15 protein-coding genes and 4 pseudogenes are annotated in these 13,652 nt (G+C 57.5%); 11 read left to right on the top strand and 8 right to left on the bottom strand.

The window, feature by feature from the left end; translation table 11 throughout:
* Positions 1–278 (bottom strand): annotated as a pseudogene (locus tag BMX17_RS23530) (IS6 family transposase); the annotation flags it as partial.
* A 55-nt stretch (positions 279–333) separates the two neighbouring features.
* Positions 334–504, bottom strand: a pseudogene (locus BMX17_RS23525) (IS110 family transposase); the annotation flags it as partial.
* 222 nt (positions 505–726) lie between these two features.
* Here BMX17_RS23525 and BMX17_RS27140 point away from each other — a divergent pair.
* Positions 727–897, top strand: a pseudogene (locus tag BMX17_RS27140) (transposase); the annotation flags it as partial.
* 576 nt (positions 898–1,473) lie between these two features.
* Here the strand turns inward: BMX17_RS27140 and BMX17_RS23520 are convergent.
* The gene (locus BMX17_RS23520; RefSeq protein WP_092664683.1) at positions 1,474–2,160 is read right to left on the bottom strand and encodes a helix-turn-helix domain-containing protein; all 687 of its coding nucleotides are present in this window, start codon (positions 2,158–2,160) and stop codon (positions 1,474–1,476) included.
* A gap of 261 nt (positions 2,161–2,421) precedes the next feature.
* Between BMX17_RS23520 and BMX17_RS23515 the strand changes: the two genes are divergently transcribed.
* The 3 genes from BMX17_RS23515 to BMX17_RS23510 all read left to right on the top strand — a co-directional run bounded on the left by BMX17_RS23515 (position 2,422) and on the right by BMX17_RS23510 (position 4,256).
* A complete protein-coding gene (locus tag BMX17_RS23515) occupies positions 2,422–3,216 on the top strand; it encodes an alpha/beta fold hydrolase (protein WP_092664680.1) in 795 nt (264 codons plus the stop codon).
* Positions 3,217–3,393: 177 nt separating this feature from the next.
* On the top strand, positions 3,394–3,699 hold the full coding sequence (locus BMX17_RS26785) for a hypothetical protein (RefSeq protein WP_211611453.1): 306 nt from the start codon (positions 3,394–3,396) through the stop codon (positions 3,697–3,699).
* A complete protein-coding gene (locus BMX17_RS23510) occupies positions 3,660–4,256 on the top strand; it encodes a DUF2250 domain-containing protein (RefSeq protein ID WP_211611452.1) in 597 nt (198 codons plus the stop codon). The genes BMX17_RS26785 and BMX17_RS23510 overlap by 40 nt, the downstream gene beginning before the upstream one ends.
* 83 nt (positions 4,257–4,339) lie before the next feature.
* Here BMX17_RS23510 and BMX17_RS23505 read toward each other — a convergent pair whose 3' ends face one another.
* Together BMX17_RS23505 and BMX17_RS23500 are read right to left on the bottom strand one after the other, a co-directional pair.
* Positions 4,340–5,596 carry an RNA-guided endonuclease InsQ/TnpB family protein gene (locus tag BMX17_RS23505; RefSeq protein WP_092664677.1) on the bottom strand — a complete coding sequence of 419 codons (1,257 nt, stop codon included), beginning with the start codon at positions 5,594–5,596 and terminating at the stop codon, positions 4,340–4,342.
* Between the two features lie 215 nt (positions 5,597–5,811).
* A complete protein-coding gene (locus tag BMX17_RS23500) occupies positions 5,812–6,201 on the bottom strand; it encodes an ArsR/SmtB family transcription factor (RefSeq protein ID WP_092664674.1) in 390 nt (129 codons plus the stop codon).
* Positions 6,202–6,376: 175 nt separating this feature from the next.
* Here BMX17_RS23500 and BMX17_RS23495 point away from each other — a divergent pair, with 175 nt between their 5' ends.
* Both BMX17_RS23495 and BMX17_RS23490 read left to right on the top strand, forming a co-directional pair.
* The gene (locus BMX17_RS23495; RefSeq protein ID WP_092664691.1) at positions 6,377–7,618 is read left to right on the top strand and encodes an RNA-guided endonuclease InsQ/TnpB family protein; all 1,242 of its coding nucleotides are present in this window, start codon (positions 6,377–6,379) and stop codon (positions 7,616–7,618) included.
* 66 nt (positions 7,619–7,684) lie between these two features.
* Positions 7,685–8,332 (top strand): DUF7509 family protein, encoded by a 648-nt coding sequence (locus BMX17_RS23490; protein ID WP_092664672.1) that lies wholly within the window; start codon positions 7,685–7,687, stop codon positions 8,330–8,332.
* 80 nt (positions 8,333–8,412) lie between these two features.
* Here BMX17_RS23490 and BMX17_RS23485 read toward each other — a convergent pair whose 3' ends face one another.
* Together BMX17_RS23485 and BMX17_RS23475 are read right to left on the bottom strand one after the other, a co-directional pair.
* Positions 8,413–9,651, bottom strand: coding sequence for an RNA-guided endonuclease InsQ/TnpB family protein (locus BMX17_RS23485; RefSeq protein WP_092664669.1), 1,239 nt, complete (start codon positions 9,649–9,651; stop codon positions 8,413–8,415).
* Positions 9,652–10,010: 359 nt separating this feature from the next.
* Positions 10,011–10,286 carry a hypothetical protein gene (locus tag BMX17_RS23475; RefSeq protein ID WP_139203709.1) on the bottom strand — a complete coding sequence of 92 codons (276 nt, stop codon included), beginning with the start codon at positions 10,284–10,286 and terminating at the stop codon, positions 10,011–10,013.
* Between the two features lie 160 nt (positions 10,287–10,446).
* On the opposite strand from BMX17_RS23475, the gene BMX17_RS27640 reads away from it, so the two are divergent.
* Entirely contained in the window at positions 10,447–10,686 is a 240-nt protein-coding gene (locus BMX17_RS27640; protein WP_139203707.1) for a FaeA/PapI family transcriptional regulator, read from the top strand.
* On the opposite strand, the gene BMX17_RS23470 is transcribed toward BMX17_RS27640, so the two are convergent.
* Positions 10,647–10,883: a winged helix-turn-helix domain-containing protein gene (locus BMX17_RS23470; RefSeq protein ID WP_227739046.1), complete on the bottom strand. Its 237-nt coding sequence runs from the start codon at positions 10,881–10,883 to the stop codon at positions 10,647–10,649. The two genes, BMX17_RS27640 and BMX17_RS23470, sit on opposite strands and share 40 nt — an antisense overlap.
* A 303-nt stretch (positions 10,884–11,186) precedes the next feature.
* Between BMX17_RS23470 and BMX17_RS23465 the strand changes: the two genes are divergently transcribed.
* The 4 genes and pseudogenes from BMX17_RS23465 to BMX17_RS23455 all read left to right on the top strand — a co-directional run.
* The gene (locus BMX17_RS23465; protein WP_092664660.1) at positions 11,187–12,038 is read left to right on the top strand and encodes a DUF8008 family protein; all 852 of its coding nucleotides are present in this window, start codon (positions 11,187–11,189) and stop codon (positions 12,036–12,038) included.
* A gap of 287 nt (positions 12,039–12,325) precedes the next feature.
* Positions 12,326–12,448 (top strand): hypothetical protein, encoded by a 123-nt coding sequence (locus BMX17_RS27405; protein ID WP_280141436.1) that lies wholly within the window; start codon positions 12,326–12,328, stop codon positions 12,446–12,448.
* A gap of 158 nt (positions 12,449–12,606) precedes the next feature.
* Positions 12,607–13,125 carry a hypothetical protein gene (locus BMX17_RS23460; RefSeq protein WP_211611450.1) on the top strand — a complete coding sequence of 173 codons (519 nt, stop codon included), beginning with the start codon at positions 12,607–12,609 and terminating at the stop codon, positions 13,123–13,125.
* Between the two features lie 290 nt (positions 13,126–13,415).
* Positions 13,416–13,652: pseudogene (locus tag BMX17_RS23455) on the top strand (RNA-guided endonuclease TnpB family protein); the annotation flags it as partial.

Here is a 13,652-nt window from a genome sequence, read left to right as displayed (position 1 = left end):
TCTACCTCGATTTGTTTCTCGTCAACCGCGACCCGCGACGGCTCCGCCGTCGGCGGGTCGCTCTGTGTCTCGGCTAATTTTTCCTTCCAGTTCCAGACTGCCTGATAGCAGCGATCGACACCCAGCCAGGCTAAGACACCTTCGACTTCACGCACTGACAGCCCCATCGAGTGAAGTCGAACCGCGAAACAGCGCACGGGTGTCGGCGTGCGCTCGTTCTCCCAAACATCTTCATCGTCCACTCCCAAATTCTCACTGAGCAGGTCTTTGAGTGTCATAGGCACCACTCACTACGACCTGCTCACTTCTCAAACTCCCTCAACTAGACAGTGCCATGTGGTAGTAATTGCTGGTTGCTTCAAGTGCCGCTTCGGCACCAGCGTACCGCTGGGCGAAATCGTCGAGGTTCGCGTTCTCAACGCGAACCTCTTCGACGAGCTCACCAGCTTCGTCCATTACTGCCACCTGTGCGTACCGTTTGTGGACATCAATTCCGAGGTACATGGTCTGTTCACCCGGGACGCCAGTGCGTGAAGCAGAGATGCACCTATTCGGGCTTTCCCGGGTGCTGCGGGGCGCGGCACCCGGGCTGTCACGCCCATGACTCGGCTTCCTTCGCACACGGACCAGTCACGGTTACGTGCTCTATGGCACGGCGTTGTGGTCGGTCTCTTGCGCCCCATATCTTGGTTCACGCTCGCATGGCGTAGCAGCGTTTCTATCGAGTCACGGTTGGACAGCGAGGCTTACGGGCAGCGCTGGATGGCCGAAACCGCGTTCTCGGCCATCAAACGCCGGTACGGGTCCGCTGTCAGACCTCGCGCTTGGTACCGCGAATTCCGTGAACTGGTGCTCACCGCCGCCGTCTACAACCTCGAACAAGCCATCAAAGACTGATCGCTATGCCGTCCCTGGATTCAACAAGGCAGAACAGACGAAACGAGGGGTGTCTGGCTACCGGTTTAGTCAATATTCGAATAGTTAATATTGTATACTTATTATAGGTTAATATTACTTAATATATGCCTTAGAAAGGCCAAAAACGCAGTGACGAACAGTCATTGCGGGGCCCATGTTTCTGGAGCGTTTCCATTTTGACCCGTACCATCCCATCATCACCACCGAGGAATGCTTCTGATTCGCGAAAATCAATCTGTGACTGCTCAGCGTGGGTCATTGCCCGACTATTATCGTTCATTGGGTAAATATACTGTTCATCGTATCAATCGAACACCACCAGCCGTGTCGACGCACTACGATCTGCTCTCGACCCGCTGGACGGCCCTGTAGATTGACCACAAGAACCACGAATTGACGGAGGTCTTCTCCGCGTACCGGGGCGAACACCTAAATTCCGAGACGGGCAGGTACTGCGTGAGTCGTTTGCCGCCATCAGCCACTGGCTAGCGACAGAAAATCGCCATCTCACAGTACTGGAGAATAGCCGTCCGCTGAAAGGCGAGTCATCCGCAATCAATTAGGAAGTGGTGGCCACATCGTTGCTACGGTCTCCTCGATGAGTTGGGTTTGCGCACGACGGAGTCGTTCAGAGACAGAGGAGGGGGTGATTTCTAATTCCTCAGCAACGTCTTCCAGAGAAGCCTGCCGTGGAATGTCGAAATAGCCCCGTTCGTAAGCGATCCGGAGTGCCTCGTGTTGCCGGTCAGTCAGTCCGTCGCCTGGCGGTTCGGATTCCCCCTCTTGGGTAAGACGGTGTAACTGGAAGCCAGCGTTCTGCTGCCAGAACGAAGAGAATCTGCTGAACGCATCACGGTCGGCGAACCAGCCAGTCTGTCGCCAGCCGCCTGGTATGACCTCTATCCGCTCGATTATGGCGTCGGCGGTCGCGAGCGCTTCAAGGCCTTCAAGATCGTCGAGATGTTCACCGAGTTGTTCCTCCAGACTGAGCGCCGGGAATACTTGATAGCGACGGGTGTCGCCGGCATGCCCGACGAGCGTCCACTCCCCGACATCGTACGCAGCCGTGAAGGCGGTCTCGCATGCCGTCCGGGAGCCGTCGTGGACAGTAACGAGAAACAGGGGCCGGCCCCCATGATTGAACTGCAGATCGAGTGTCAGCGTTGCGTCGGGGACGTCCGAAGCCACGCCCGCGAGCGGTAACGCCTCGCAGTAGATATCGAATTCAGCGACGAGTCCCATATGTAGGTGTCCCTACCTATCGTATTGGTGCTGTCGAAACAGCCTCTTATCAGAATCCACTGCTGTTCTCTCGGCTGCTCACCTCCATCGAATCCTTCCATCGGCTCTGGCCAGATGTGTTGGACACGTGGTCGCCGACACAGGTGGCTTCGTGTGCGGGAGTACTCTGCCCGATTTTCCTGTCCACCGGGTGTATATTTTATAAACTGCCCCATGACTGAGAGAACGGCTTAGCCGAGTCGACCCTGAACACGGAGTTGCATGGTGACGACACAGCCCACAGATGGTATCGAGGTCGCGTACGAACGCCATGGAGACGGTCAGCCACTGATCTGTCTCCACGGCGGGATGGCTCCCCAACAGTACTGGAATCCAGTCCTGCCACATTTCGAGGAGTACAGCGCTGTGATCCCGCAGCGACCGGGATTCGGCACGTGTCTCGATGATCAAGCGGAGACCCGTGCCGATGAAGTTCTGAACCGGGAGGCCGAATACGTACGCAGGCTCGTTGACGCCGTCGACGGCGATCCGATCCTGTTCGGGCACTCCTTCGGTGCGTTGACGGCAGTCGAGTCCGCAACGGATGCACCGGTCGACGCGGTCATCGCGTACGAACCAGCTGTTCTACCCGACGACTACCGAGAGGAAGCCGATCTCGCCGATCGGATGGCAGCACTCATCGATGACGGTGACCGCCACGAGGCCGTGAAACGCTACATCGAGCAGGTCCTCCATCCCGATGGAATCGACGACCTCGATGCGTGGTTGGCAGAGTGGCCAGTCTGGCCGGACTGCGTGGACCTTGCCGAGGAGGTCGTCCGGATGAATCGTGCCGTCGAACAGTACCAGCTTCCAGGTCGTCTCGGTGTCGACGCCCCTGTACTTGTCCTGACCGGCACCAACGGGCCAGACTTCCTGCGCGAGAGCGCTCGCGCGGTCCACGATTCGCTGCCCCGTAGCCGCCTCGTCGAGTTCGACGGAATCAGTCACAGTGGCCCCGGCGAAGCGCCAGCACTGATTGCGTCAGCAGTGAAAACGTTCCTGGGCAATGCCTGAGTCATAAGCGAACTCAGAGCGGCCCCCAGTGTGGAGATACGTCAGTGTCGGGATTGCTATCGCTGCAATCCTTCCCGCCTGGGGATTCATCGGTGTGTATGGCCCCGCACCCCTCCGGGGCGACAAACAGACCGACGCGGTGGGTTCAAGCGGGCGAGGGGTGTACTGGGGCCCAGGATGGTCTCCGAGGCCGAGATCGAGCGTCCCCGGCTGGGAGCCGATACGATCATGACTCGTTATCAGACGGTCGAAGATACTCTCCAGCAGGCGCACAACGAATCCGGCGACCACTGGGAGGCGGGCGAGCTCACGGTCACACTGGAGACCCCACAGAGTGAGTCCATCGATGTCGTGCTGGATCTCGATCAGGATCCACCAGCCAACGCCCAGCAGCGCTACGAACGGGCCAAGGAGTTAGAGCCGAATTCGAACAGCAACAGGCTGTGGTCGGCCAGCTCGCACCACTCCCGGCCGATCCGGTAGCGTATCGGATTCTGTATCACCTCGACACGGTCGAGGGGAACTATCCGCGGTCGATGGCCGGCCATCTCGATGCCGAACGGAAGCAGGTCGAAACGCTGTGTGAGGAGATGGAGACGGCTGGCCTTCTGGAGCGCGTCGAGTCGGGAACGGTCAAGCAACGCCGTATCAAGGCGAAGAAAGCCGACGAGGTCCGTCAGCACCACACCTACTACCGCCTCTCACGGGAGAGCGATCACCTCCTGCGCTTTCTGGACGAACGGGACGGGAAGAAGAACGTCCTCCAGCATTTGCCCGATGGACAGACGATCGCGAAGCGACTGGCTCGTGGTGGGCCGGATTATCCGCGGATGACCGCCGAGGAACTGGCGATGGACTTCGAGTACGTCCGCCATCTGTACCGTGCGCTTCGGCGGGTGGGACTGGTGGCTACCGACGAGGGGAGTACGATCAAGGCCAGCGAGCGCAAGCTGAAATCCAAAGACGAGACTCACCGCAAGCACACCTACTACGTGACGACAGCCGTGGCTGAAGAATTGCTGCGAGAGTTAGAGGAATGAAGGAGCCGTACCCAGTGACCTCCTCCCCGTCGTGAACGACGGGGCTTCCCGAACCGTACCGCAGCGTTGGGATATTTGCCGGTCTACGGTCGGACCTGTTCTTGTGGGGCTACCCGCCCCGTTGATTTCTCGAACAGGCGGACCGATGGCTGGGCCAGACAGCCGTTACTCCTATCCTTCTCAGGACTCGGAGTTACCGTCGCTCGCATATTCTCAGCCGCATTCAGGTCGCTGTTAGCGACCAACTCGCAGTTCTCGCAGACGTACAGGCCACGTTCAACACGATGTGAGTCCGTCGCCGTTCCACACTCACAACAGGTTTTCGACGTTTTCAACTCCGCTTCGTCCACACGCTCTACGTCAATACCTCGCTCCTCGGCTTTGTACTCGATGTGGCTCAGAAGCGTTTCGAACGCCCAGTCGTGCAGGCGCTTGTTGCCGTGCCTGCCCCAGTCTTCATCGCCGCGGATGTCCTTCGGGTGACCGACTCCGATCGTGCCTACATCTTTGTCAGCACACTGCTCGACAATGTCTTTCGAGATTGCGTGCAGGAAGTGGGTCTGACGTCGGGATTTCTTTTGTCGTGCCCACGCTGCATGATCGCTTGGACCGTCCTCGCCTTCCGTGTCGTATTCTTCTTGCCGGAAGTAGTGAGCGTCCTCTTTCAGGGCATTTCCCGGATACAACAGGGTTTCGTCACCGACAGAGACAGCTGCCGTATTGCAGATTCCGAGGTCAACGCCAGCGGTTTTCTCGCCCGACAAGTCAGCGGCGGTGATGGCGACTTTGCAGACGAAGTGAAGTTCCCACTGCTCACCGTTCCAGACGATGCGGACCTGCTGTACGTCTTCTACGTCAGTCAGGTCTGCGTCTGGACCGGTGTCGTATTCGCAGAGGATGAAGTCGCTCCACCCGTCTTTCAGGTTTTTGCCTTTCGACAACCGAACCTGCTGGTGTTTCGTGTCAAGTTTAAAGCCGTCTTCTTTGAACGTAACAGTTGAGCGTGGTCGTTCATCGCCGTGTTTGCGGTAGCCCGGTGGGTTTGCGTCTGGATCATTCTTTTCGAACCATGACTGGAAAGCGCCAGACAATTCTTCGACGATTGCCTGACTTGACTGCGAGTTCAAATCTTTCCAACACGCTTGGTTCTTCATGTAGGACTTGAGCGGTCCTTCGTCCGGGATTTCCGCAGTGTGGTCCCAGATGCGGTCTGCGGTCCACCGAGCCACGTTCCAGATTTTACTGCCGGAACGGGCGAGTGAATCGAGGTCACGCACGACACCCTCACGGTCGTTGGTGAGTGCTGCCGTAATGGTGCGTGTCGTGACCAGATTCACCATACATAGCCTATGACAGTAGAGTAACTTAATGGCTGCGACCCGACGTTGAATATCCTGCCAACAGAAACGGTGTCGGTATCTCACCGGGGCTGACGTGATTCACTCCCGCCCTGCTCAGTCCTCGGTTCCGACGCTCTGTCGGAACGCTCGTCCTTCGCGGGAAGGGCGGGATTATCTCACTGTATCAAGATAGCTGTGTTGAGTGCAGTGCGGTGCTACCCGCCGTATGCGTCGAGCAGGTCCCACTCCTCGCGGATGAGTTCGCGCACGCCATGCTCGAGGATTCCTTCACCGAGTGAGGTCGCCTGGTAATACGAATACACCCCGTCGCTCTCGGGTTGGGTTCGTTTTCGGTTCTCGACGAGTCCGACGTCGACCAGCTCGTCGAGGTGGTAATGGAGCGTGTTGGAGGCAATATCAAGTGTGTCGGCGAGTTCGCGTGCACTGTGGGAACCCTCGTCGACGAGTACTGAGAGGATCCGGAACCGGTGTTCGTTCCCGATGGCCCGCTGCATGGCGAGATAGTCCGAGAGGTCGAGCAAACTCTGCTCCGGAAGTTGAATCCCTCGCTCAGCTCCCTCCTCTCGGTGCTCGGCGTCACCCATGTCTCACTATCAACCTCCGTTCTACTAAGCACTTGCTGAGTCAGTAGAGTTTGAAAGAGCCCATATTTTATACTGGTCAGCGAGACGAATACCCCGACCCACCGTGGTCGGGGATGAAGCCGACAACTCGTGGTACAAACCATTAAGTGAATACATCGGTAACCAACAGACGTCGATGGAATACAGTCACCGTTACCACGCCTATCCGACACAAGAGGTAGCGGAACGACTGGACCACCATCTCGATGTTCATCGCCAACTCTACAACCACGTTCGCTGGGACTACGAGAACAGCTCCGAGGACGACAAACCGTCTGAGTACGACCAGAACAACAAGCTTCCCGAGTGGAAACGCAAGTGGCCGGTGTTCGGTGGCCTGCACTCGAAAGCCGCGCAAGCCACTGTCGCCCGCTTCCACCACAACCTCACCGTCTTGCGTGAACTCAAAGAGAACGGGTACAACGTCGGGCAACTCAAATGGCAGTCACCAACCGATTACCGGAGCGTGACGTACAATCAGTCTGGTTTCGACCTCGATGAAAAGAGGGGCCACGACAAGTACGCATACGTCCGCTTCAGTAAAATCGGCTGGGTGAAAATCCGATACTCCCGACCGATCCCAGACCACGCCACCATCAACGAAGTCACAGTCAAAAAAGAGACGACCGGCGAGTGGTTCGTCTCCTTCGCCCTCGAAACCGACGATGCAGACCTGCCCGAGAAACCCGACGTGGACTCGCTGAATGCGAGCAATAGCGTCGGGATTGACCTCGGTATCCTGAACTACATCCATACCAGCGATGGCAAAACCGTGGATTGGCTCAATCTCGAAGACGACTACGAGCGTCTGCGGCGCGAGCAACGCAGACTCTCACGGAAAGACCACGGGAGTTGCAACTACGAGAGACAACGCCAGAAGGTCGCCAAAGTGAAGCGCCGGATTCGCCGCAAAGTGCTGGACTATCAGCACAAACTTACGACGTGGCTCGTCACAGAGTACGACGCCGTGTTCGTGGAAGACCTCGACGTAAAGGGGATGCTTCAGAGCGACGGCAACGCTCGCAACAAGCAGGATGCGGCGTGGCGACAGTTCGTCCACTTGCTCGACTACAAGGGCGATCTGTACGGCACGCACGTCGTGCAGGTTGAGCCTGCGGGAACCACGAAGGAGTGCGCCCGGTGTGGTGTGGAGACGGCGAAGCCCATCTGGGTTCGGGACCACTCCTGTCCGAGTTGTGGGTTCGAGACGGACAGAGATGCGAACGCAGCGATGAACATCCTCCAACGCGGCTTTGCTAAACTAGGGCTGGGATGGCCCGAAGACACGCCTGTAGAGACTGTGGCCACTACGGACACGACTCAGTTTGAGTCTGTGTCTGCACGTCACGTCATCGAAACAGGAAGCCTGCCCTCGTGAGAGCAGGATTCCCCGCGCCACCGTGCGCGGGGTAACATTCAAAAGCTGATGGTCAGGAGTACCACTATGCGCGACCGAATCATCGGCGAGTTGGGTGGCGTTTCCCATCCACAACTTCTGGTCTATCTCATGGGGCCGTACACGGCGTTTGACATCCGGACGGCACTCGAACAGGCCGATGATCCGACCGATGTTATCGACCTCTCGGCACTGCCCGACTCGTTCGATTTCAGCACGGTCACCGATGCAGATGCTGTCCTCGACCGCGACGAAGCGATGTTGGATCTCATGCTAGCTGTGCGCGATCGACTTCGCACGGACCCCGGTGTGAACGCGTTTCTCGCACTCGATGTCGATCTCCCTCTCTCCGAGATGGACGCAGCGACACAGAGCATTGAGTTCGCCCTCGCGAGCAATGCCGTCATCTATCTCGTCCCGAAGCTCGGCGACAACCTCGGCGTCGGCATCGAAACGGGCGCTGTGCTGGAGGCGATCTTCCAGCGTGATGCTGCTACTGACACCGGCCACGACGAACGCGTACTGTTCATCCACGAGTCTGGCATTCGAAGCGCGATGATCGCTGCAGTCATTGACCGCTGGGATGCGCAGGTCCACACATACGACGACCGTGACGAACTCGTCCGGAAGGTCAGGCTGTTCGTCCGCGATATCGCACGGAAGGAACAGACCGGTACCCTACCACGGCTCCAGTAACAGGCCCGTCATTGGAGACGATGGATACCCAGTAAGCTACCACGCCCTGAAGGGCGTGGCATTCAGCGTGGACTCCCGTTTTAACTGCTCAAGGCAGTAGACGAATACTCGCCGTTCACGTTCAACGTCCCGCTGTTCAAGCGCACGCCTACGGGTGCGCCTCCACGCCCAGACTTTTGCTGGTCGCGGAGATATTTCAATCCGATATTCTTCGCCGCGTTGTAATCCGCGTGAACATCATACCCACACTTCAGACAACCGAACTCGTCCTGACCATTGTTGTGTGGACGATTATCCTCGTGGGTGAATCCACACTTCGAGCAACGCTGACTCGTGTACGCCGGATTAATCTGCTTCACCACAAGACCTCCCGACTCGGCCTTGTACATGACGTACTCGAACAAACGATAAAACGCCCACTTGTGAACCGCCTTCGCGTGCGGTAGGCGTTCGCAGATACCTTTGAGTTGCTCAAACACGATATGCGTACAGTCGTTCTCAAGAGCTTCCTCAACCAGTTCCTTCGAGATAGTGTGAAGCATCTGCTCGAACCGCCCGGTTTGCTTGCGACCGACTCGCTGGACGTTCCCGTGTGCCCATCGAGTCCCTGTCTGTTGCAGGGAGCCACGACGCTTCTCGTATTCTCGATGCCAGTGATTGAGTTCGCCGCCACTCCAAAACGTGCCGGTTGAGGTTGTTGCGATGTTTGTGATGCCGAGGTCAACACCAAGGACGGAGACGTGCTTGGCATCGCCTTGATTGGCATCATCGTTCTCGACGGCGGGCTTTGTCCGCACGTGGAGGTAGAAGCAGTCCTCAACCTCGTCGTAGTGGAGCGTAGCTCCTTTCACGTCGTAGTCATCGTTGAACAGATACGCCGAGTGTGGCGTGTCACGCTGTTCGTCCGGGAGGACGAACTCAGCGGTGATTCGCCCGTCGATGGTGGCGAGGGTTGCGTGGTCGTCGTTGACGGTGACGGTTCGCGCGTCGTAGCTGGCGAACCGTGACGTGAAGTGTGGTTTCGAGGCTTTCTTACCTTCCTTCCATCGTTCGATGATGCCTTTGACGGCTTCTGCGGCGCGGTTTCGTGCGGCTTGCACGAGATTGGCTGGAAGCGGTGAGTCTTCTCGAACGTCGTAATAGGTAAGCTCGTGGAGTTTCTGTTTGCTGGTGATTTTCCAGTCGGGTTCCCACGCTACATCAACGACATGATTGGCGGCGTTGAGGAAGTGGTCGGTTGTCTGGTGGAGGAGGTCAGCGGCACTCTCGTCCACATCGAGTTTGATGGGGACGGTTCGAGTGCTTGAGTCTTCCACCATCTGTACCTCATATGTGGAAGCCTGTATTTATTATATTTCGGGTTGGCGTGGGGGAGTCGGCCTGCTATCGAGGATAGTTTGTGTATCGGGTTGTCGGCTTCCTCCCGCGCCTAAAGGCGCGGGTTTCCGCCTTGCAATCATTATCAAAAGAGTCCGTATTCAGCCCCGGCAGTCGTGTACTCGAATACGATCTGGAAATCCGAGTTGCTCACACACCGGACACTCAACTAGCTCATCTCCCAACTCGTCCTCAAACTCTGCTAGCGCTGCCTGAAGATGCACGATCGCACCGGGATGCACAGCCCGCGTATAGGCCTGTACCAGTTGATGTCTGACTGCCTCGGTATCGACACGGTCGCTCATACACCGCTCACCCGGTCAGCTAACGCATCGCCGAAGTGTTCGTAGAGCCGCCGATCAGACCAGCCGCGTTTCTGAGCGACGAAGGCCATCCACTCGTCGATACTCGCCTCCGTCAAGTCCGCGACGTGCTTGCGGTGGCCATCCGGCGCAACCGCGACGACGTAGTCAGTGACAGTGTTGTACACGTGATCGGTGCCAGACTCGTCCGTCCCACAGAACAGCCACTGTGGCCGGACAGAAGCGTTTTCAGCAGTCCGTGTGTTTGTTGCCATGGGTTCTCACTGAATTCGGAACCCCGGCTCGCCTGTCTCAAGCAGGCGGGTGACTTTCTACGTGGAATCACCCGAGAGAGCCCGGATCCCGTACCAAACTGTTGTGACCACACACCCATAATACTATTGTTTAGCCACAACCAATCATCGAGACAAGCAGATGGCCACGAAAGGACCAGACCCGACTGTGAGTGATCGTGAATTGATCGACGCTATCGCCAAGGCAGCAGAGCCATTTGCCACTGCTGGTGGTGTCGCTGAACGCGTTGGACTCTCAGATTGGCGAGTCCGACAGCGTCTAGAGCGACTCGACGAGCGTGGTGAACTCAATCGGGCACGCGTTGGCGGTGGCCCGTGGATCTACTGGCTCGACGACTCGTTTTCCTCGGGATCTAGCTGACGACGCCCGTCATCCGTGAGCCACCAGACACGCGCATTTCCGATTTTGTCAGATTCTACCAATCGGTAGTCCTCGAGACGTTGCAATCGTTTGGAAGCTGCCTGTTGGCTAAGCCCCACCCGTTCAGCGACCTCCGTTGTGCCGAGTGCTGGTTTGTATGCCAGATGGATCTCCATCAAGAACGTCTCATCGTCCACGTTAGGGTCGGGACCACGGCGGTCTGACACGTCCCTATCTACAACACTACACCTACAAGATAAATTTGTCCACTATCTGCTGTAGCTACACAACAAATAAGTAGCCCCTCTTTGAGATATCGAATGGGTTCCACGGCGGATACTCGTCACCGCAGCAAGTGCAAACGACGACCCGGGCCAGCGGGCCGCCGTGTGGCCTCCTCTCTCGGAAGAAGCCATGTTCGAATATACTCGTGGGGCTATTCAATCCCCCACACGCCCAGTCGCATCACCCCCAACCACATTCGCTGGAGGGACCCGCCGATGACGGCCCTCGAACGCCTCGAAGCCCGCATTGCAGACCTGGAGGCTACCGTCGAGTCCCAACAGACCCAGATCGAGGATCTCCAGGCCGACCTCCAAACCGAACGCCAGGCCCGAGAAGCGGCCGAACAACGCGTCGACTCTCTCCAGTCCACGTGTGAGAAACAGAGCGCACTCCTCGACGCACTCCGCAAGCGCACGACGACTACCCAGTCCCAGCTCGCCGAACTACAGACACGCGAACTCGAAAAGGGAGCCCATCTCGAATACGAACACGTCACACCCACCAGGGACCAACTTGACCTGCCCGAGAACCGCCTCGAACGCGTCAGTGACGATGAGGGCACCGAGTGGGTCCGCCTGCCCGATCACGAGGATCCACTTGAGCGCTCGGGGACTACCCCACTCGCAACTGCGGATCTCCTCCCCATCCAGCAACTGGCCCGCATGGACGACCAGCTACTCAGTACGGCCACCAGCCGCCGAGCGGACTACCTCGCAGCCAAGGCCTGGGCCGAACGCGGGACACACGATCGATCCACGCTCTGGTCACGGGGCTGTAACACAGTCTCAGAATACGTCGACGCCTCGGACGTCCGCGTCTGGATCAAGTCCACTCACGAACGCGCTGATGAGACATTGAGTTACGACCACGCAAAGAAACTCGCTGGCCAGACACTCGAACGCATTCGCGAACTCGCGAACAACCGCGTCTATATCGAGAAGCGCACCCACCGCAAGGACGGCCTCGAATACAAAGAGCGCCGTCTGGTCGTCCCCAGTGATTCGGATATCCCAGGGACCGCCACAGCAGACACAGACACTCCGGGAACGACTGACCTCCCCGGATAGAACTCTCCCCGGTGATTAGAGAGTCCAAGCGGACCCCAACGCTCCAGACTACCCCCCCACCCAAGCCGCCGACGCCACCCACGACCGCAGGCGTGGCGTCTGTCTGCCTGCTGTCGGTAGCTGTCGGTCCGCGAGTCAAGCGCGACAACGGCGACACAGACCAGCCACGGACACACGACTGCCACCGGGGATGCGAGGTGTCTCCGGGCCAAGAGAAAAGAGTGACAAGCCGTAGTCGTCGGTACGAAAGGTATAATTGGCAGAGAAAGCTACCATGTAGTAAGACGATGGCCTTAGAAAACCTCATCACGGTCGAAGAACTGGCCGAAATAACTGGTCAGTCGAAGGAGCAGCTCCGAAAGGACCGTGAGGCGGCATCGAAGATGGTTCGCGGTTCTGCGGACGAGTAGTCCCCCACTTTTTCATGGCGAATTCAGGTTCCACAAACACGATTGACCAGCTTCTAGGTCACTCCTCAGGTCCATCCAATCCCGTCACAGACCGTGATCTCACCCGAGCTCGTTCGTCAGCCTACATTGTCCACGGGAATTTCAACAAACTGGCAGGGATGTGTGACGACATCTCGACGACAGGCCTCGTTGTCGTTGCTGCAGATGCGGATCTCACTGACGTTGAAAATGAGGTCTATCGCCGGGTGCACAACTACGTATCATCATTGTATTCCTACAATGAGCAGATTCGACAGATTTTGAACAAACGCCTCAATCAGCACATTGGGAAGGACTATTTTCTCCCTGCCCGCAACAACAAGGCTGCTCCAGAGTACGTTCGTCGCGGTACATTTCTTTGGGGACTCCGAAATGACTTCCAGCACGGTGACTACTGGTGTCTATCCGTGAAATTCGAACGATCCACGGACGATCGAAATTTTTACCACCTTTATTTTCGGAAACGCGACTTCGAAGCTACGCCGAAGGGAGATCTTGACGAGTCCGGCGATTATCTTTCGCATGCCCCAGATAGCGACCAGAAGTATCCACTTCCATACATTGGAGACTTCCACCGAAATTTATTCAGTGAGTTTGAGAGTGCTTTCGAATCGTGGTGTTCTCAGAATCGAGCATGACCCGTCTCTCTCAACGCAACGACCCCGGCCATCTGCGACAGGAATTCGCTACCTGAAACCAGCGTGAGCGAGTTCGACCGCACGAGCGGTGATGTGCAAGCTCTGTGCATCCGCCGAAGCCGTTATGATTCTATGCGCAAAATTTGTGCATACGATGGGCGGAAGCGACGAGCCGCGACGGGTCCATAAAGAAACCGAGGCCGGGTACCCCGCCCCACCGTGGGCAGGGGTGAAGGCCGACACCCACGGCAGCTTTTAACACCGTAGAGTCGCACATTCGCCATACAGCGATGGATTACTCGCACCGCTTTCAAGCGTACCCCGAGCAAGAAGGGCTCGAGGAAGCGTGTGAGTACCATCTTGACCACCACCGCCAACTCTACAACCACGTTCTCCACGACTACGAGAACGCCCCTGAGGACGACAAGCCCACGCGGTACGACCAAAACCAGAAAGTGAAGGACTGGCGCAGCAGGTGGCCCGAATGGAAGCAGCTCTCCAGTACTGCTATGCAGGCCACCGTCCGC

Source organism: Halorientalis persicus (assembly GCF_900110215.1).
Lineage (GTDB): Archaea > Halobacteriota > Halobacteria > Halobacteriales > Haloarculaceae > Halorientalis > Halorientalis persica.
This window is presented reverse-complemented; position numbering and strand designations above follow the sequence as displayed.